Origin of the sequence: Bradyrhizobium sp. SHOUNA76, assembly GCF_023006445.1 — a bacterium.
In the GTDB taxonomy this organism is placed as follows: domain Bacteria; phylum Pseudomonadota; class Alphaproteobacteria; order Rhizobiales; family Xanthobacteraceae; genus Bradyrhizobium.
In genome coordinates this window covers 1-17,137 of the sequence record NZ_JALBHA010000083.1, presented here as the reverse complement: position 1 = coordinate 17,137, position 17,137 = coordinate 1, and the positions used below count along the sequence as shown (strand labels likewise).

21 protein-coding genes and 1 tRNA gene are annotated in these 17,137 nt (G+C 62.2%); 17 read left to right on the top strand and 5 right to left on the bottom strand.

Going from position 1 to position 17,137, the window contains the following annotated elements:
* Positions 1 to 161: 161 nt before the first annotated feature.
* The 3 genes from MOV74_RS12675 to MOV74_RS40985 all read left to right on the top strand — a co-directional run bounded on the left by MOV74_RS12675 (position 162) and on the right by MOV74_RS40985 (position 2,089).
* Positions 162 to 596, top strand: a complete 435-nt coding sequence (locus MOV74_RS12675) for a hypothetical protein (RefSeq protein ID WP_246922148.1) — start codon at positions 162 to 164, stop codon at positions 594 to 596.
* Positions 597 to 882: 286 nt separating this feature from the next.
* A complete protein-coding gene (locus MOV74_RS12670) occupies positions 883 to 1,590 on the top strand; it encodes an outer membrane protein (RefSeq protein ID WP_246922146.1) in 708 nt (235 codons plus the stop codon).
* A gap of 256 nt (positions 1,591 to 1,846) precedes the next feature.
* Complete coding sequence (locus tag MOV74_RS40985) at positions 1,847 to 2,089, top strand: DUF6719 family protein (protein ID WP_309486798.1); 243 nt, start codon at positions 1,847 to 1,849, stop codon at positions 2,087 to 2,089.
* A gap of 27 nt (positions 2,090 to 2,116) precedes the next feature.
* Here the strand turns inward: MOV74_RS40985 and MOV74_RS12660 are convergent, their stop codons facing one another.
* Both MOV74_RS12660 and MOV74_RS12655 read right to left on the bottom strand, forming a co-directional pair.
* Positions 2,117 to 2,371 carry a hypothetical protein gene (locus MOV74_RS12660; protein WP_246922140.1) on the bottom strand — a complete coding sequence of 85 codons (255 nt, stop codon included), beginning with the start codon at positions 2,369 to 2,371 and terminating at the stop codon, positions 2,117 to 2,119.
* A 306-nt stretch (positions 2,372 to 2,677) separates the two neighbouring features.
* The gene (locus tag MOV74_RS12655; RefSeq protein WP_246922137.1) at positions 2,678 to 3,052 is read right to left on the bottom strand and encodes a hypothetical protein; all 375 of its coding nucleotides are present in this window, start codon (positions 3,050 to 3,052) and stop codon (positions 2,678 to 2,680) included.
* A 101-nt stretch (positions 3,053 to 3,153) separates the two neighbouring features.
* On the opposite strand from MOV74_RS12655, the gene MOV74_RS12650 reads away from it, so the two are divergent.
* Positions 3,154 to 3,318, top strand: a complete 165-nt coding sequence (locus MOV74_RS12650) for a hypothetical protein (RefSeq protein WP_246922135.1) — start codon at positions 3,154 to 3,156, stop codon at positions 3,316 to 3,318.
* A 3-nt stretch (positions 3,319 to 3,321) separates the two neighbouring features.
* Here MOV74_RS12650 and MOV74_RS12645 read toward each other — a convergent pair whose 3' ends face one another.
* Positions 3,322 to 3,525, bottom strand: coding sequence for a hypothetical protein (locus MOV74_RS12645; RefSeq protein WP_246922132.1), 204 nt, complete (start codon positions 3,523 to 3,525; stop codon positions 3,322 to 3,324).
* Positions 3,526 to 3,904: 379 nt separating this feature from the next.
* On the opposite strand from MOV74_RS12645, the gene MOV74_RS12640 reads away from it, so the two are divergent.
* From MOV74_RS12640 to MOV74_RS12585, 12 genes are all read left to right on the top strand, one after another.
* Positions 3,905 to 4,618 carry a class I SAM-dependent methyltransferase gene (locus MOV74_RS12640; RefSeq protein ID WP_246922155.1) on the top strand — a complete coding sequence of 238 codons (714 nt, stop codon included), beginning with the start codon at positions 3,905 to 3,907 and terminating at the stop codon, positions 4,616 to 4,618.
* A gap of 93 nt (positions 4,619 to 4,711) precedes the next feature.
* The gene (locus MOV74_RS12635) at positions 4,712 to 6,544 is read left to right on the top strand and encodes a PQQ-binding-like beta-propeller repeat protein (protein WP_246922130.1); all 1,833 of its coding nucleotides are present in this window, start codon (positions 4,712 to 4,714) and stop codon (positions 6,542 to 6,544) included.
* A gap of 204 nt (positions 6,545 to 6,748) precedes the next feature.
* Entirely contained in the window at positions 6,749 to 7,162 is a 414-nt protein-coding gene (locus tag MOV74_RS12630) for a GFA family protein (protein ID WP_246922128.1), read from the top strand.
* A gap of 144 nt (positions 7,163 to 7,306) precedes the next feature.
* Entirely contained in the window at positions 7,307 to 8,176 is an 870-nt protein-coding gene (locus MOV74_RS12625) for an AraC family transcriptional regulator (protein ID WP_246922126.1), read from the top strand.
* Between the two features lie 42 nt (positions 8,177 to 8,218).
* Entirely contained in the window at positions 8,219 to 9,586 is a 1,368-nt protein-coding gene (locus MOV74_RS12620; protein ID WP_246922123.1) for an ABC transporter substrate-binding protein, read from the top strand.
* A 54-nt stretch (positions 9,587 to 9,640) separates the two neighbouring features.
* Positions 9,641 to 10,519 carry a branched-chain amino acid ABC transporter permease gene (locus MOV74_RS12615; RefSeq protein WP_246922122.1) on the top strand — a complete coding sequence of 293 codons (879 nt, stop codon included), beginning with the start codon at positions 9,641 to 9,643 and terminating at the stop codon, positions 10,517 to 10,519.
* Entirely contained in the window at positions 10,516 to 11,520 is a 1,005-nt protein-coding gene (locus MOV74_RS12610) for a branched-chain amino acid ABC transporter permease (protein WP_246922120.1), read from the top strand. The genes MOV74_RS12615 and MOV74_RS12610 overlap by 4 nt, the downstream gene beginning before the upstream one ends.
* Positions 11,517 to 12,263, top strand: coding sequence for an ABC transporter ATP-binding protein (locus tag MOV74_RS12605; RefSeq protein ID WP_246922118.1), 747 nt, complete (start codon positions 11,517 to 11,519; stop codon positions 12,261 to 12,263). Before MOV74_RS12610 ends, MOV74_RS12605 begins: the two co-directional genes overlap by 4 nt.
* Positions 12,256 to 12,957: an ABC transporter ATP-binding protein gene (locus MOV74_RS12600; protein WP_249796663.1), complete on the top strand. Its 702-nt coding sequence runs from the start codon at positions 12,256 to 12,258 to the stop codon at positions 12,955 to 12,957. Before MOV74_RS12605 ends, MOV74_RS12600 begins: the two co-directional genes overlap by 8 nt.
* Positions 12,958 to 12,999: 42 nt before the next feature.
* Complete coding sequence (locus tag MOV74_RS12595) at positions 13,000 to 14,199, top strand: CaiB/BaiF CoA-transferase family protein (RefSeq protein ID WP_246922113.1); 1,200 nt, start codon at positions 13,000 to 13,002, stop codon at positions 14,197 to 14,199.
* Positions 14,200 to 14,236: 37 nt separating this feature from the next.
* Positions 14,237 to 14,977 carry an SDR family NAD(P)-dependent oxidoreductase gene (locus tag MOV74_RS12590; protein WP_246922110.1) on the top strand — a complete coding sequence of 247 codons (741 nt, stop codon included), beginning with the start codon at positions 14,237 to 14,239 and terminating at the stop codon, positions 14,975 to 14,977.
* Positions 14,977 to 15,624 (top strand): glutathione S-transferase family protein, encoded by a 648-nt coding sequence (locus MOV74_RS12585; RefSeq protein ID WP_246922152.1) that lies wholly within the window; start codon positions 14,977 to 14,979, stop codon positions 15,622 to 15,624. Before MOV74_RS12590 ends, MOV74_RS12585 begins: the two co-directional genes overlap by 1 nt.
* Positions 15,625 to 15,776: 152 nt before the next feature.
* Here MOV74_RS12585 and MOV74_RS12580 read toward each other — a convergent pair.
* Positions 15,777 to 15,851 (bottom strand) — tRNA-Thr (locus MOV74_RS12580).
* Positions 15,852 to 16,017: 166 nt separating this feature from the next.
* Complete coding sequence (locus MOV74_RS12575) at positions 16,018 to 16,494, bottom strand: hypothetical protein (protein ID WP_246922107.1); 477 nt, start codon at positions 16,492 to 16,494, stop codon at positions 16,018 to 16,020.
* A 281-nt stretch (positions 16,495 to 16,775) separates the two neighbouring features.
* On the opposite strand from MOV74_RS12575, the gene MOV74_RS12570 reads away from it, so the two are divergent.
* Positions 16,776 to 17,137: hypothetical protein (locus MOV74_RS12570; RefSeq protein WP_246922104.1), on the top strand; the 362-nt coding region annotated here is incomplete at its 3' end.

Here is a 17,137-nt window from a genome sequence, read left to right as displayed (position 1 = left end):
AGGGCGTCAGGCCCGGCCCGCCGTCTCGGCGTTTCGCGCGAAAGCGCAAGACGCCGGCGGCGGGACGGTGCGTTCGTCGCAGGGCGACGGACGCGAATTCCCTTTGCGCAACCCAGGGGCTAGAACGTCTGCCGAGTCTGATCGAGCGGAGAGCGTGACCTGTGGGGCGATTGGCGAAACGTACGGTGCGCCTGGCATTGATCCTGGCCTTGCCGCTGGCGCTTGCGGCCTGTTTCGGCAGCGATGGTGACCGTCCAACCATCATCGGTGGCACGCAGGCCGGAGGGCCGCAGCCGTTTCCCGACAATTTCCGCAGCGACACGCTGGCCCTGATGCGCACTTATCTGAACAACCCCGTCGGCGTGCGCGAGGCCAGCATGGCCGACCCGGTCCAGCGCGAGGTCGGCGGCCGGCAGTTCTATGTAAGCTGCCTGCATTTCACCCCGCGCGAGAGCGATGGCAGCTACAAGGCCATGCGGGAGCGCGCGGTGATCTTCGTCAACGGGCGGGCGGACCGCGTCTTCGACCGGACCAGCGAGCTCTGTGCCGGCGCGGTTTACGCTCCCTTTCCGGAACTGGAAAAGATGGCGCGGTAGCACAAGGCTCGTCTTCATCGCCTGGTGTTAGAACGCGATTGCCGGAGCCGCTGGATCACATTTCGGCGAGCTTTGAACGGGATGGTTTCGGGTTGCGACAAATCGTTACGGCAGGCCTTGCGCGCGCGACAGAAACAGTCGGCGCAGGGCGGCGGGACGGAACAAAATCGCATTGTTGCCACCCCGTCACAGTAGCGAACGATCAACGTTCCGGCATCGCCGCGAAGCAACCCAATTCACGCCACGTTGTTTCCTGAGTGTCGTAGATGAAAGAACGGGGATGACCATGAAATCGATTTTGCTGGGCGCAGTCGCTCTGCTCGCGCTGGCCGGATCGGCCGCAGCAGCCGACATGCAGCCGCGCCCTTATACCAAGGCGCCGGCCTATACGCCGCCGCAGGTGATTTACAATTGGACCGGCTTCTACATCGGCGGCCATGTCGGCGGCGCGTTTGCCGGCGACAGCAGCTTCCAGTCCAGCGACGCCCGCTTCCTGGGCGGCGTGCAGGGTGGCTTCGACTACCAGTTCGCGCCCAACTGGGTGGTGGGTATCGAGGCCCAGTATTCCTGGCTGCCGACCAACAACAACGGTGCCACGTTCCCGCTGGGCACGCAGGTGACCTCCAACACCGACCAGCTCGGGTCGGTGACTGGCCGCATCGGCTACACCTGGGGTCCGACGCTGCTCTACGCCAAGGGCGGTTACGCCTGGCGCAATGGCGGCCTGGGCGTCAACGTCGCGGGCGTGCCGCAGACCTTCACCGCGACCGGCAACAGCAAGGACGGCTACACCGTCGGCGCCGGCCTCGAATACATGTTCGCACCGAACTGGTCGGCCAAGGCCGAGTACCAGTACTATAATTTCGGCAGCACCACCTTCACCTCCGGTCCGGCCGACATTGTAGGCGTTCGTGGCCGGGAGGACGAGCATACCGTCAAGGCCGGTGTGAACTACCGCTTCGGCTGGGGCGGTCCGGCAGCCTCGCGCTACTGACCGTCTCCCGCGAGATCACGTTCTGACAAAGGCCGGCTCTGCCGGCCTTTCGTTTGCCCGCCGGCCCCCTTCGCCCGCCCTCTGTGTTTGCAATGTGTGAACCATCTGGCGCGTCATTTGCAGGCAAACATTCCGGCGCGCGCCTTCTCACGCCCGTCATGGGATCGGGGTAAAGCAAAAATAATTTTTGCCGCTTACGGAACTCGCGCTCCGGAAAGCGTTATATGAGAATTACCGGGCTGGTGGGACGACGGACATGCGTATCTTGGTGTCGGCAGTGGCGCTCTCGTGCTTGGTCTGCCTGCCGTGCTCTGCACAGACAATCCTCAAATCCGAGCCTTTGATGCTGGCACCTTACGAGGTGGCTTTCGTCAAGGACGTGTCCTGTCCGTCGGGCAAGGTGCTGAAGGTCACCGGTGCCATCCGCGGGCTGCATCGCCGCAAGGCCTGTGTGGCGCTGGCCGGTGAGCAGGCTTCGCTGGCAGCCGCAACGCCTTGATCAGGTTGCGGCATCCGCCGCAGAACCTCACGGATTCAGCTCAAGCTCCATCCTGGACTGGCGCTCGGCCTCGGCCTTGTTCTTGGCGGGGTCCTCGCCCTGGGCGACCCGGCAGGGCTTGATCTCGTACTCATTGTCGAGCACCCGGCGCGGCCCGGGACGGTCCTCGTCGGCGCTGACATCCACGACCAGGCCGCTCAGGTGCGCGAGCTTCCAGACGTCGGATTCGCTCGGATAGGCCTTGCTGATCTGGGCGTCGTTGCAAAACAAGGCGTAGGGCATTCTTCCCGCTCCCGGAAAGCGCGTTAACGACCGCATCTGCCGCCGGGTTCCGGATGGCAGGCGATCACGAAGCCGTGATCGACGCTGCCGGGTGGTTCTGAGTCCTTAACGAGTCCTGAATCGCGAAAAAAAGAATCCCCGGGACTCGTTTGGCGGAATCAGCGGATGTTTTCCGCCATGACGAGCGACCTGAAGACCTCCTGCGGGCACATGCTCCTGCCGCTGACGCTGGCGCTATTCGGCGCCTGCGCGGCCAATCTTTGGCTGGTGTGGTCCTGGCTGTAGGCCTCTGCCGGGAGGCAGGCGCTATTTTTTGGCCAGTGGGCCGGAGGCGTCGTGGATGGCGGCGCGTAATTTGGTCAGGGTTTCGGCACAATATTCCTCGCGCTCGCGCTCGAACCGCTCCTGATGCTTGCGGAAATTGGCGATGCGGGCCTGCATCTCGGTGCGGAAATCGCTGCTCGCCCGCGGCGGCGAAAGCTGGATGGGCTGAGGCTGCGGAGGGGGCTGGGGCGGCTTGATCTCGGCCATGACGGCCTCGACTGCGACGACCTCGACGGTTGCCGCCGGAGACTCCGACGGCGCGTCCGGCCGAAGGACGTCATCCTTCTTGCCGGTCACCGATTGAACAAAGGCCATTGTCTGCGCGATCAGTGCGTCGCGCTCCCTGATCCACTTCATGGTCCACCTCAGCCGTGCCCCATTCCAGCAAAGCGGCTGCGTCGAATCAAGGTCGTTTGCAAGGGATTGCATATTTTTCCCGGTCGCCCGACATTAGGAGGATGGATGCCGAAGACGAACGGGTGGACGAAGCGGAGGGCTTGAGGCTCATCCGCGCGTTCCTGTCGCTGCCGCCCGACAAGCGGGCGGAGGTGATCGCGTTCGTGGAGGAATTGGCGCGTGCCCATGGCCGCCCCGACGAGGGCACGGAGACATCGCCGAGGTGAGCGCTATCGCTGGCGCGGGTTGATGTTGGGCTCGAACGGCGCGCCGACCACCCGAACCGGTGTCTGAGCGGTCGCGTCGATCGCCACCCTCTCGGCAGCCGGCTTCTCCGGGGTAGGCCCAGGAACAGGTTCAAGTACGGGGTCGAACAGCGTCAAGGTGCCGGCCAAGGCGCTACAGCACAGTGTCACCGTCGCCAGCAGAAACATGTTTCGGTTTTCTTCCCGGATGCGCATGGATCGAGAACGACAACGCACGTCCTTGGTTCCGAGCGGTTCTATATTCGGAGCGCCGATGCTGTCTATTGCGCCAGCAGGAATCCCATTGCGATGGCGAACAGCACGGCCGTCATCACGACGGCCGTCACCGCGCCGGCGGCGATCCTGGCTTTCTCTTTGGCCGTGGTGGAGCGCATTGGACGGCATGTTAGCTCATGCTGAGCTCAGGTCCAGCTCGTGACGTCCGCGCCCCGGTCAGGCGGCGAGCCTTGCCTTGAAGAACCGCGTGACGCTGGAGCAGGCGATTTCGGATGTGACGCGCTCGCTGTATAGTCTGCCCGCGCCGGAATATCGACTCGCGTCCCGTCCGATGATCGCCAACCGTCCACCCGTGCTCGCTCACGAGCGTTTCCTCGGCGACCGCGACAATTTCGCGGGCCTCGATCTCGCTGCGCGTTTCGAGCGGATCGAGCGGACCAACCTTTGGGGCGCTGCCAGCTCGGTGTCGGGCCTTGGCTCGGAGGATACTGCCACGGCCGCGATCCGGGAGGCGCTTCCGCCGTTGCTGCAACGGCTCGGCGCGCGCTCGTTGCTCGATGCGCCCTGCGGCGATGCGGGCTGGATCGGACGCATCAAGCTCGATCTCGACTACATCGGCACCGACATTGTGCCGTCGCTGATCGAGGCCAACAACCGGCGTGTGGCGGGCGGCGAATTGGCCGGCCGATTCCTGGTCGCCGATATCACGCGCGATGCGCTGCCGCGGGCCGATCTGATCCTGTGCCGGGACTGCCTGGTGCATCTGAGTTTTCACAACATCGCCCGCGTCATTGCGCGCTTTCGCGAGAGCGGCGCGCAATTCCTGCTCGTCACGACGTTTCCGGAGTGGGAGGACAACCGCGATTGCGAGGATGGTGACTGGCGCGCGCTCGACATGACGAAGGCGCCGTTCAATTGGCCGGCGCCGCGCGCGTTGATCGACGAGCGCTGCGAGGAGGGCGATGGCGGCTGGCGCGACAAGAGCCTCGGGCTGTGGCGGCTGGACGAATTGCCGGATCGCGCCCGCACGACCACGGACGTGTGAGCGCTGCGGGCGCAACGTCCATTGCGTCCGTGATCGCCCCGGCGATAGACTTGTGTCGCGATCCCGTATCGCGGTGACGCGCCGGAGCCCACCATGCGAGCACGTGCTGTCTTCGCCGCGATGTTGGCCTGGTGCAGCGCGCCGGCACTGGCCCAGCAGGACGGCGCCGCGCTCTACACCACGCATTGCGCCCAGTGCCACGATGGCGATGCCCAGAGCCGCGTACCGAGCCGCGGCGCCATGCAGGCGATGTCGTTCGATCATGTGCTGACGGCGCTGACCTCGGGCAGCATGGCGGCGATGGCGAAAGACCGCAGCGACGCGGAACGCCGCGCGATCGCTTCCTTCGTCACCGGCAAGATGGCGACTGGCGGAATTGCACCCGACGCGGACGGCCGCTGCGCGCAGCAGGTGAGCGGCTTTCCGCAGGCCCTCGATGGTCCGCGCTGGAACGGATGGGGCGTTGATGCCGGCAACAGCCGCTTCCAGCCAGCCGACATGGCGGGGCTGACCGCGGAACAGGTGCCGCGCCTGCGGCTGAAATGGGCCTATGCCTTTCCCGGCGCCTCGGTATCCTTTGCGCCGCCTACCATCGTCGGCGGCATGCTGTTCGTCGGTGGCACCGATCGCAAGGTGCACGCGCTGGACGCGCGAAGCGGCTGCACGCTGTGGACGTTGGCGCTTGATGCGGCGGTGCGCGCCGCGATCAGCTTTGCACAGCTTCCGGGCTCCGATCAGTTCGCGATCTTCTTCGGAGATTTGCGCGCCAACGCCTATGCCGTGAACGCGCTGACCGGCGCGCTGATCTGGAAGACGAAGGTGGAGGAGCATGCGGCCGCGCGCATCACCGGCGCGCCGACGCTGCATTCCGGCATGCTCTACGTGCCGGTGTCCTCGATCGAGGAGGCTGCCGGCTCGCAAGCCTCTTACGAATGCTGCACCTTCCGCGGCAGCGTGGTGGCGCTGGACGCCGCCACTGGCGAGACGATCTGGCAGGCCTATACGATTCCGGAAGTGCCGCATCCGACCGGCAAGAATGCCAGGGGCACGCAGCTCTTCGGTCCGTCCGGCGCCGCGATCTGGTCGGCGCCGACGATCGATGCAAAGCGCAATGCCGTCTATGTGGCGACGAGCAATTCCTACTCGAACCCGCCGGCCGCGACGGCCGATGCGATCCTCGCTTTCGAGCTTGCGACCGGAAAGCTGCTCTGGAAGCAGCAGGCCACGCCCAATGACGCCTTTGTCGTCGCCTGCTTCACTGCAGACAAGACCAATTGTCCCGACGAGCACGGGCCCGATCACGATTTCGGGCAGTCGCCGATCCTCGTGGCCTTGCGCGACGGCCGGCGCGTGCTCGCCATCGCGCAGAAATCCGGCGTCGTGCACGCGCTCGATCCCGACGATGGCGGCAAGATCCTGTGGCAGACCCGGATCGGCAAGGGCGGTTCGCTCGGTGGCAGCGAATGGGGCTCGGCGGCGGACGGAGACCGCATCTATGTCGCCAATTCCGACGTGCGCTTTGCGCGCGACGGCACCCGGCAACTCGATTCCACACAAGGCGGCGGTCTGTTCGGCCTCGACCTCGCCAGCGGGAAGATTGCGATGGAAGTGCCGCCGGTCGCCTGCGGGGACCGTCCTCAGTGTAGCCCCGCGCTCTCGGCGGCGGTGAGCCTGATCCCGGGCGTCGTGTTCTCCGGCGGCGTCAGCGGCTTCCTGCGCGCCTACGCCACCGACGGCAAGCTGTTGTGGGAGTTCGACACCGCGCGGGATTTCAAGGCCGTGAACGGCGTCCCCGCCCATGGCGGCGCGATCGATGGTCCCGGCCCGGTCATCGCCGGCGGCATGCTCTACACCAATTCCGGCTATGGCCAATGGAGCGGCGTCGCGGGCAACGTGCTGCTGGCGTTCGAGGTGGCGACGGAATGAGAGTCGCCGCCGCGCGCGGGGCGCGCTGCAACGCGTCTTTGAGGCGAGCACCGCTGCCGCCTCGTCATTGCGAGCGCAGCGAAGCAATCCAGAGTCTTTCCGCGGAAGCAGTCTGGATTGCTTCGCTGCGCTCGCAATGACGGAGGGTGAGCGACAGCGTTGCCTCTTCAACCCCTTCGGAGCCGTCAAGGGAGAGCAGATTCCATGATCGATGCCAGATGCAGCTGCGGTGCTCTTGCGCTGTCGCTTCCGGGGCCATCGCGGCTCGTCGTTGCCTGTCATTGCCTGGACTGTCAGCGACGAACCGGCGCGCCGTTCGGCGTCGGTGCCTTCTATCCGGTTGAGGCCGTTACGATCTCAGGGACGCCGAAGCCCTACGTTCGGACAGCTGCAAGCGGCGGCAACGTCCGCAGCTATTTTTGTCCTGACTGCGGCTCAACGGTCTATTGGCAGGCCGACAATCTGCCGGGGATGATCGGCGTAGCCGTTGGCGCCCTCGCGGATCCGGACTTTCCGGCGCCGATCAGATCGGTGTTCGAGCAGTCGAAGCATGGCTGGGTGGAGATATCAGGCGCCGAACACTTCCATCGGGGCAGCGCGCCAAAGCCTGCGAACTGAGATCTGAGCGTCAACCTCATGCTGCTCCGTTGCGCTTCGGAGGAGTCCAAAAGGGCTATACTGCGGTGCACCATGAAAGGGCCTCGCATTTCCTTCCAATCTATGCATTCTATATCGGAACTCACTCTCGAATATGGGTTTGGGATGGAAACCATCGGTGACAACTACGTTCGGCTGGTTGGCGGCGATCTCGTGTCATCCATCATCACCGATACGCCGAGCATGCGGATCGAAGTTCTTCGCAGGGAGACGGTCGGGCGCATGCATTGGCATTTTCGCCAGCCTGAGCTGTCATTGTTCTGGTTCGGCAAGGGGACCGAACGTCTAAGAGCGACGATTGACGGGCGTCCGGTCGAGCGCCGATTTCCAGGAAAATCGAAGCTCGCAATCTTTCCTGCCGCAATCGAGATCGAAGGTGAGTGGAACGTCGGACCAACCCTCGATTACACCGTGGTGTTTCTGAATCCATCTTTCGTGGGCGAACGCCTGCAGCACGCGATCACGAACTGCACAATTGCTTTTGAGCACGATGGATTGACGCGTGGCCTTGCCGAACTTTGCCGCGAAGCGGCCTCGCCTGACAATGTCTTCAGCCTCATGGCGGAGGGGTGGTCGATCCAGGCGCTGGCTCACATTTCTCGCATCAGCGACCGAAGTCAGCAGCCATCCAACAAGCTGCGCGGTGGACTGCCGGGCCGAAGCCTACGGTGTGTTGAGGAGTATGTGCGCGAGAACCTTACCCAGCCGATATCTCTCGCAGAACTTTCCGAAATCGCCGGATTGAGCAAGCGGCACTTCCTGCGCGCATTTCAGGAAAGCGTCGGCGTGACGCCGTACAATTACGTTCTTTCGCTTCGAATCGACGAGGCAAAGCGACGGCTGTCAGAAACGGACGACAGTATTGTCGATGTGGCCCTTGCGGTCGGTTTCAATGACGCCCAGCATTTCTCGACAAGTTTCAAGAAGGCGACCGGCATCACTCCCTCCTCGTTCCGTCAGCGTTACCTGTCATAGGCAATGCCCCGCTCTGAATGCGCCGTCCGCTTCCGGGACTACATGGCGCTTTTCCGGAGGCGGTGGCGCTATCCTGCAAGTCGGGATCAGCTTGGCGATCTAACACTCTCCCATAAAAATCCAGGCAGACCACGGCCGCCCAGCCGTGGCTCAAGGGGGAGTCTCCGGGCGGAACCGCCCGGCACAAGGGAGAGCGGAATGACAATTTCTTTCAAGGGATATGCGCTCATTGGTTTCGCCGGAGCGATCGGCCTCGCGGCATCGGCCGCCGTGCCGACGCACGCGCAGGAGAAGGGCGCCATCAAGATCGGCCTGATGCTGCCGTACAAGGGCGTCTATGCAGTTCCGGCGGAAAGCATTGATCGCGGCTTTCAAATCGCATTGGAAGAGTTCGGCAACAAGAGTAACGGTCGTCCCATTGAGATTATCCGCGCAGACGACGAATTGACGCCCAGCGTGGGCGTTCAGAAATTCAACAAGTTCGTTCAGTCGGACAAGGTCGACCTGGTTGCCGGTGTCGTCGGCTCGAATGTCGCGATTGCAATCTCGGAACTTGCCGACAAGAACAAGATGCCGATGGTGTTCGTGAACGCCTTTGCGGACGAGATCACCGGTAAGTTCTGCAGTCCATACATAGCGCGCACGTCGTTCAGCGCCAACGGCTTTGAATACGCCTCCGGCAAGTACTGGGCGGGCAAGGGGGTCAAGACCGCCGTGACGATGGGGCCTGATTACTCTGCGGGCCGCGCATTTATCGGCGGGTTCAAGCGCGGCTTTGAAGACAATGGCGGAAAGGTGATCGAGGAAATCTGGACGCCGTTCCAGAAGACCAAGGACTACAGCGCCGCCTTGACGCAGGCCGCCAACTCCGGCGCGCAAATCATCTACGCATTCTATGCAGGCGCGGAAGCAATCCAAGTCGTCAAGCAGCACGCCGATTTCGGTCTGCGAACCAAGATTCCGTTTATCGGCGATCACTGGGTTTATGACGAGGCGTTGTGGCCCGCGCTCGGCGATCTGGCGCTCAATGCTCAGCACGTTGCCACGCACTACCCTAGCATCGAAACCGAGGTGAATCAGAAATTTGTGAAGGCCTATAACGCGAAGTACAAGCAGGATCCCGACGTGAGCGCAGCCCTTGGCTACGACAACGGCAAGGCGATCATGCTCACCCTCGAAAAGCTCGGCGGCCAGATGCCGGAAGACCGCGCGAAGTTCATTGCGACGATGCGGGACCTGACCTTCGATTCGCCGCGCGGAAAGATCAAGTTCAACGCGCAGAACAGCGCGTTGCTCGAGAAGGTCTACGTCGTCGAGGTCGTCAAGGGTCCCGACGGCAAGATGCAGCGTAAGCCCCTGGACCAGTTTCCGGGTGCTGGCGATCTGCCAGGCTGCACGAAATCGTTCTGATCCGAGCCGAACTTCGCCCAGCGGAGCTCGCGTTTCCTCGAATTTGGGTGAAGCATGCAGCCTTTCCTGATTCAACTACTCAATGGCGTGCAACTGAGCATGTTGGTGTTCCTTCTCGCCGTCGGCCTTACGCTGATCTTCGGGTTGATGAACATTCTCAATTTGGCTCACGGCGCTTTCTTTACGATGGGGGCCTATTTCGGGTTGGTTGTCGCCAACAAAACAGGTTCATTCTGGCTTGCGCTGCTGATAGGTCCGCTGCTGCCGTTCGCGGCCGGCTTCGTACTGCAGTTCTTCGTACTGCAGCCCCTGGCTCAGCGCGGTCGGTCGACGCACCTCGATCTCGCGCTGCTGACGTTCGGCCTGCTGTTCGCAACAGCCGGGGCAGTCGAATATATCTATGGATCGGCATTTCACAGCATTGTCACGCCTGATCTCCTGAAGGGCCGTGTCGCCCTGCTGGGAATTGAGTATCCGATCTATCGCCTGTTCATCACCGCGGTTGGCATTGCCATCGCCATCGCCCTTGTCCTGGTGATCGATCGCACACTGGTCGGCGCCACGCTGCGGGCCGGGGTCGACAACCGGGAGATGGTCACGGCGCTCGGCATCAACATCAATGTCTTGTTCGCGCTGGTATTCGGGTTCGGCTCCGCACTTGCCGGATTTGCCGGAGTCGTTTCGGCCCCGGTCATGAGCATCTATTCCAGCATGGGCATCGGAATTGTCGTCACGACTTTCGTGGTCGTGGTGGTGGGTGGCCTCGGCAATCTCAAGGGGTCGTTTTACGCCTCGCTCATCGTCGGCATGACGGATACGTTCGCCCAGGCCTACCTTCCGGAAGCCGAGCTGTTTGCGATTTATATCCTTCTGATAGCCGTGATGATCTTTCGTCCGCAGGGTCTTTTTGGCGCGGTCGGGAGGGTTGCATGAGCGCAGATGCCATCCTTTCGAGCGAAGAGGGAGTTGGCGCGCTGAAGCGTCTGGCGACTCCCGTTTCACGTCGTGCATACGCTGCCTTGTTCGCGCTTTTCGCCGTCGGCTTATGCGCGTTGCCATCGTTCGTGTCTGGCTATGTCACGACACTGGCAGTCGAAGTCATGATCGCGGGAGTATTTGCGTCCGGCATCAATCTTCTGACCGGATACACGGGCCTCGTATCCCTGGGGCAGGCGATGTTTCTCGGGTTTGGTGGCTACGGCATCGCGATCGGAACAGCCTTGTTGGGGTGGCCGCTGTGGATCTCTGCCCCGGTCACGCTTGTGGTCGTGGCCGCGATTGCGGCGGCAATTGGCGCGATTTGCACCCGGACGCGTGGCGTTGAATTCCTCCTGATCACACTGGCATTCTCGCAAATGTTCTATGGGGCGGCAATCAAGCTACGCTGGACCAACGGGTCGGACGGGATGACGGGAATTCCGCGCCCTGATCTGTCGCTGCTCGGTGTGAGCGCGGACAACCCGACCGTCTTCTATTACTACGTACTTGTTGTCGCCGTTCTCTCCCTGCTGATGTTGTGGCGGATCGTAACGTCGCCGTTCGGCAGCGTTCTCGTCGGCATCCGTGAGAACGAACGTCGCATGATGTCGATGGGATATGCCGTCGCCAACTACAAGATCGGATCCTTTGCGCTGGCTGCCGTGATTTGTGCGGTCGCGGGTATTCTTCAGTCGCAGTACACCTACTTCGTCAATCCCGATGCGATGAGCTGGCAGATGAGCGGTGAGGGCGTGCTGATGGTCATCATCGGCGGCGCCAATGTCATTCTTGGGCCGTTTGTGGGAGCCGCGGTCTTCGTCGTGGTCAAGCAGGCGCTGAGCATGATTACCGAAGAGTACAATCTGTTCTTCGGTATCTTCTTCATGCTTGTGGTTGCGTTTTTCCGTGGCGGCGTTCTAGGCTCCATCAGCACGCTGATCGGAAAACGGAAATGAGCGCGCTCGAAATCAGGAACTTGCGCAAGGCCTTCGGTGGGCTACAGGTCATCAGTGACCTCGATCTGAAGGTGCCGTCAGGGCAGCGTCATGCTGTGATCGGCCCCAATGGCGCCGGCAAAACCACGCTGTTCAACCTCATCACGGGCTGGCAGCCGCCGACCAGCGGTGAAATTCTCATTCAGGGTATCCCGGTGCAGCAGGGTCGGCCCGACCTCGTCACGCGAGGCGGTCTTTCACGCTCCTTTCAGAAGAACATGCTGCTTGAGAGTGTCACTGTCCTCGAGAACCTGCGCGTTGCATGCCAGGCATTTGATGCGTCGCGACATTCCGTGTTCCGGTCGTGCTGGTCGTTTGCCGACGTTGTTCGAAAAGCGCACTTCGCAGCCGAGCAGATGCACCTGGACACGGTGCTGCACCGGAACGTCAACGAACTGTCCTACGGACAGAAACGTCAACTCGAAGTCGCGATCGCACTATGTGCCGAGCCGAAAATCCTGCTGATGGACGAGCCGGCGGCTGGAACGTCGCCTGACGAGCGCGCCAGTCTGATCAAGCTGATCAACGGCTTGTCGCCCGAGTTGACCATTCTGCTCGTGGAACACGACATGGACGTCGTGTTTGCGATCTGCGACATCATCACGGTGCTGAGTTACGGCAGGGTGCTCGCAACAGGGACGAAGGACCAGATCCAGTCCAATCCTCAGGTGATCGAGGCTTATCTGGGGCAGCACCATGCTTAAGGTCGAGCATCTTCACACCTACTATGGCGAAAGCCATATCCTGCAAGGCGTTGATCTCTCCGTGGCCGGCGCGCAGTGCGTGGCGGTGCTCGGTCGCAACGGGGCTGGCAAGACGACGACGCTGCGCTCGATCTTGGGGCTGACGCCCGCGCGACGTGGCCGCGTCGTCTTCAATGGAATCGATATCACACGACTGCCGACACATCGGATCGTGAAATCCGGCATTGCTTTCGTGCCGGAGGATCGCGGTATCTTCCCGACCGTGACTGTCGAAGAGCATCTTGCCATTGCCTATGGCGCGTCGAAGCACCGGCCCCGGCGTAAGCCCATGGAGTATGTGTTCGAGATCTTTCCCCGCCTCGCCGAGCGGCGCAAGAGTCTCGGCGGGCAATTGTCCGGCGGCGAGCAGCAGATGCTGGCCATTGGGCGGGCGCTGGTGGCTGGGCCTGACCTCATGATTCTCGACGAACCCAGCGAAGGCCTGGCGCCGGTGATCATCGAGAAGCTCGAGGCCGTGTTCAAGGACATCAAGGCATCCGGAACGCCCATTCTGCTGGTGGAGCAGAACTATCACCTCGCGACCCAGCTGGCTGACCATGTCTACGTGCTCAGCCAGGGGCGGGTTCAATTCGCCGGCGACACGCAATCGCTGATCGCAAACGACGATATCAGGCGCACGTATTTGAGCGTGTGACATTGAAGCTGAAGACGAAGCATCAACGGAGGAAGTGAAGAAATGCCAGGACCTTTGAGTGGAGTTCGCGTCCTGGATCTGACGGCGGTGGTGTCGGGTCCATATGCGACGATGTTTCTGGCCGATCAGGGTGCGGATGTGCTCAAGATCGAGCCGACCAGCGGCGACGGCACCCGCCGGAGCCGGACGCTGATTGACGCGGCCGGTGAATTCTCGGCGCTGTTCGTATCATGCAATCGCGGCAAGCGCTCCCTTTCGATCGATATCAAGAGCGAGACGGGCCGTGAGGTGCTGGCCAAGCTCGCGGCGCAGGCGGATGTGCTGGTGCAGAACTTCCGTCCCGGCACAATGAAGCGCCTCGGGCTCGGCCACGAGCAGCTGCGCAAGAAGTATCCGCGGCTGATTTATGTCTCGATCAGCGGAGTCGGTGACAGCGGGCCGTACGTGAAGAAGCGCGTCTATGATCCGATCGTCCAGGCGCTGTCCGGTTTTGCCGACATCCAGTCGCAGCCGGTGACCAATCGCCCGCAGATGATCCGCACCATCGTTTGCGACAAGACGACTTCGGTGTTCACGGCGCAGGCGGTGTCGTCGGCGCTGTATGCCCGTGAGAAGACCGGGCAGGGCGACCACATCCAGGTTGCGATGCTGGATGCCATGATCTCGTATCTGTGGCCGGAGGGCATGATGCAATACACGGTGGTCGGCGCCGAGGCCACAACCACCGACCCCAACGACCGTCCGGACCTCGTGTTCAAGACGCTCGACGGCTATATCACCTGCGGCACGATCTCGGACTCCGAATGGCAGGGTTTCTGCAAGGCGTCGGGCGATCCGAAGCTGGCCGAGGACGAGCGGTTTGCCACACCGGGGGCGCGCTTTGTAAACGCCACCGCGCGCATCAACAAGATGCAGGAATACATCGCAAATCACACCACGGCTGAGTGGCTGAAGCGGCTCGACGAGAACGACGTGCCGTGTTCGCCGATCTTGCGCCGCGGCGAGATCGTCCAGAACGAACAGGTTGTGGCGCGCGGCCTGATCGAGGAGTTCGACCAGCCGACGGTGGGGCGGGTGCGGCAGCCGAAGCCTGCGGCCATCTTCGAGGTCAACAAGGCCGTCATCGGTGGTCCGGCGCCACGGGTAGGTGAACACTCGCGCGTCGTACTGCGCGACCTCGGCTACAGCGACGTGGCGATCGACGCCATGATTGCTGGCAAGGCGGTCAGGGCTGCCGGGTGACGAGACGAGCGGTTCGGTTTCTGGAGATTGAACAGTGATGGATAGAATGAAAGTCGCACTTCTTGTTGGCGCAGGCGATGCCATAGGCGCTGCCGTGGCGCGGAGATTCGCAAAGGGCGGTTACTCTGTCTGTGTCGCGCGGCGCGATGCTGCCAAGTCGCAGGGGCTTGTCGATTCGATGAAGGCGGAGGGACACGACGTCCGCGCCTACAGCGTCGATGCGCGCAAGGAAGAGGAAGTTCAGAAACTGTTCGCGGATGTCGAGAGAGATGTCGGTCCGATCGAAGTTTGTCTCTTCAACGCTGGATCAAACGTGAACAAGCCATTGCTGGAGACAACAGAGAAACTGTTTTTCAAGGCCTGGGAACTTGCTTGCTACGCGGGCTTTCTCGTGGGCCGTGAGGCGGCGAAGCACATGTCCACACGTGGACGGGGTACGATGCTTTTCACCGGCGCGACCGCTAGCGTTCGGGGCGGAAAGGGCTTTGCAGCATTTTCGGCGGCGAAGTTCGGCTTGCGGGCCGTCGCCCAAGCGATGGCCCGTGAGCTTGGACCGAAGAACATTCATGTCGTCCATCTTTTGATTGACGCGGGCGTTGATAGCGAAGCCATTCATCAGCGCATGAAGGCAGCAACTGGAATCAGCGCCAGCGAAATTCCACCCGATAGCCTAACCAAAACGACGTCCATCGCCGAAGCCTACTGGTTTGCTCACCAACAATCGAGAGACGGCTGGACCCACGAACTCGATCTGCGTCCATCGGTGGAGAGGTGGTGATGACAGACGATCTTATCCTGTGGGGTGTCGGCACGTCACGCACCATTCGGGCGCATTGGGCGCTTCATGAGCTCGATCTTCCGTACATGTCGCGTCCGATCCTCGCGCGATCGGGAGAGACCAAGACGGTGGAATATACGGCGCTGAATCCGCGCCAGAAGATTCCGCTTCTGCAGGACGGAGACCTGACCATTGGAGAAAGTGCTGCGATCGTAGCCTATCTCGCCAACAAGCACCGGACGCCCGATGGCAGCCTCGTTCCGAATTGCCCGAAGCTTTATGCGAAGTGGCTCGAGTGGTGCTTCTTCATCGTAACCGAACTGGATTCAACGAGCCTGTATGTCATGAGGCGGCACGGCACCATCAAGGGGCTGGCGCATATCTACGGCGAAGCTCCTGAGGTGGTGACCAAGGCGGCTGAGTATTTTCGCGCGCAACTTCGCCATGTCGATGTTGCCCTGTCCGACGGCCGTCAATACCTCATGGGAAACCAGTTCACCACGGCCGACATATTGCTGACGACCTGCCTGACATGGGCGATCGAATACGGCGTCGGCATCTGCGACAGTGCCGTTCCGTATCTTGAGCGCGTCACCTCGCGTGAGGGATATCGGAGAGGGGAGAGGGCAAATAGCGCGGAGATCTAGGGCGAGAAGGGAATCGTTGGGCGATCGATCTTCGAGGGCAGTAATCCGAAAAGCGTCGTCGCCTGGAATGTAGCTCCTTGTATCCCCAAAGCGCGTAAACGAATTGCGCGGAAACAGCCGGGCTACATTTTGCGGTAAGCCATTGTAGGCACTGGTGCCGGCTGAGGGGATTGAACCCCCGACCTTCGGTTTACAAAACCGCTGCTCTACCGCTGAGCTAAGCCGGCGACGCTGGAATAGGGGCAGGGCCCCGGCAGGTTGCCGGGAGCTGTCTGTCCGTGCGCGTCGCAATACCAGACTTGATTGGAAAGTCCAGAACCCGCGCTTCTCGGCGCAAGACATGAATCAGGCGGCCCTGGGGCCGCCTGAGGTGTCGCATTCGATGTGGGCCGCTTACTGGCAGATATGCCGGCGGCCGTCCGCGCCCTTGAACCAGGTGCCGGGCGTACAGACGAAGCCGTTACGTTCGGCGTAGCTGCGGGTGTCCCAGCCGCGATTGTCCCAACCGCGGTTATCCCACGAATTGTCGTAGGCATAGGAATTGTCCCAGGCGCGGAACGGTGCGGAGGCGATCGCGCCGGCGGTGCCGATCGCGGCGCCGGCTACGCCGGCCGCGACGTCGGTCGGCCAGAATCCGGTGCGGCTCCTGTTCCAGTCGTTATTCCAATCGCCATTGGTCTGGCGGTGGGAGACGCGACGATGGCGATAGCCGCTATCGGTGTACGGGTTTCCTGGGCCGAGGTTCTGGCAGTTGGCGTTGGGGAATTGCGCCGAGCAGCGGCCGGGATTGGTGACGACGGCCTGCGCCATGGCAGAGCCAGCCAGCATGGTCGCCGCAATCGCCGTGGCCCCGAGAAGCTTGATGTTCATGGTTGTTGGCTCCCGTTTTGTTGACGGGGGCTAAATGCCGAAGGCGCCGGACGTTCCGGTGAAACCGGTGGATTTTCGCGAGCGAACGGTCAAACGGATGTGAGCGCGCGGCGCGGTTCCGTGCGGCGGCGATGCGGCGTTAACGCTTTGCTAGCTCGCTTTGCAGCATTTGAGCGGCGCGCAATCCTTACACATTAGGCTTACCGGAAGTTGGTGAGCGGGCCTTAACCCTCTGTGCGCGGTGATCGGTTAGGTTGCCGCCGGATAACCGGGGTCCCCTCATGCGTGCTGTGGCGCTCGCCGCCTTTCTGATCGGATTGCCTGCGACGGCATTTGCCGGCGGCTTCGATGTCGTCGTGCCCGGCCGTCCGGGCGTGCCGATCATCATCAACAACATCGATGCGTCCTATACCGTGGTCGAGGGTGTCTGGGGCCTGGGCAAGAACCAGCAAGTGCAGCCCACGATCTATGGCGGGCGCTATATCGCCGAGCGGCAGCCCGAAGACGTCGGCCATTATTATCCGACGCTCGGCCTGCGGCCCGGCTACGGCCGGCTCGAGGTCGAGCCGCCCGCGAACCGCAAATTGCCCAAGCCGGCCGAGAGCTATCACCAGAGCTGGGGCGCGCAATCGGCGCCGCTGCC

Coding starts and splice junctions, on each gene's coding strand:
- MOV74_RS12670 (WP_246922146.1), top strand. CDS start 883: ATGAAATCGATTTTGCTGGGCGCAGTCGCTCTGCTCGCGCTGGCCGGA.
- MOV74_RS40985 (WP_309486798.1), top strand. CDS start 1,847: ATGCGTATCTTGGTGTCGGCAGTGGCGCTCTCGTGCTTGGTCTGCCTG.
- MOV74_RS12660 (WP_246922140.1), bottom strand. CDS start 2,371: ATGCCCTACGCCTTGTTTTGCAACGACGCCCAGATCAGCAAGGCCTAT.
- MOV74_RS12655 (WP_246922137.1), bottom strand. CDS start 3,052: ATGAAGTGGATCAGGGAGCGCGACGCACTGATCGCGCAGACAATGGCC.
- MOV74_RS12650 (WP_246922135.1), top strand. CDS start 3,154: ATGGATGCCGAAGACGAACGGGTGGACGAAGCGGAGGGCTTGAGGCTC.
- MOV74_RS12645 (WP_246922132.1), bottom strand. CDS start 3,525: ATGTTTCTGCTGGCGACGGTGACACTGTGCTGTAGCGCCTTGGCCGGC.
- MOV74_RS12640 (WP_246922155.1), top strand. CDS start 3,905: ATGATCGCCAACCGTCCACCCGTGCTCGCTCACGAGCGTTTCCTCGGC.
- MOV74_RS12635 (WP_246922130.1), top strand. CDS start 4,712: ATGCGAGCACGTGCTGTCTTCGCCGCGATGTTGGCCTGGTGCAGCGCG.
- MOV74_RS12630 (WP_246922128.1), top strand. CDS start 6,749: ATGATCGATGCCAGATGCAGCTGCGGTGCTCTTGCGCTGTCGCTTCCG.
- MOV74_RS12625 (WP_246922126.1), top strand. CDS start 7,307: ATGGAAACCATCGGTGACAACTACGTTCGGCTGGTTGGCGGCGATCTC.
- MOV74_RS12620 (WP_246922123.1), top strand. CDS start 8,219: ATGGCGCTTTTCCGGAGGCGGTGGCGCTATCCTGCAAGTCGGGATCAG.
- MOV74_RS12615 (WP_246922122.1), top strand. CDS start 9,641: ATGCAGCCTTTCCTGATTCAACTACTCAATGGCGTGCAACTGAGCATG.
- MOV74_RS12610 (WP_246922120.1), top strand. CDS start 10,516: ATGAGCGCAGATGCCATCCTTTCGAGCGAAGAGGGAGTTGGCGCGCTG.
- MOV74_RS12605 (WP_246922118.1), top strand. CDS start 11,517: ATGAGCGCGCTCGAAATCAGGAACTTGCGCAAGGCCTTCGGTGGGCTA.
- MOV74_RS12600 (WP_249796663.1), top strand. CDS start 12,256: ATGCTTAAGGTCGAGCATCTTCACACCTACTATGGCGAAAGCCATATC.
- MOV74_RS12595 (WP_246922113.1), top strand. CDS start 13,000: ATGCCAGGACCTTTGAGTGGAGTTCGCGTCCTGGATCTGACGGCGGTG.
- MOV74_RS12590 (WP_246922110.1), top strand. CDS start 14,237: ATGGATAGAATGAAAGTCGCACTTCTTGTTGGCGCAGGCGATGCCATA.
- MOV74_RS12585 (WP_246922152.1), top strand. CDS start 14,977: ATGACAGACGATCTTATCCTGTGGGGTGTCGGCACGTCACGCACCATT.
- MOV74_RS12575 (WP_246922107.1), bottom strand. CDS start 16,494: ATGAACATCAAGCTTCTCGGGGCCACGGCGATTGCGGCGACCATGCTG.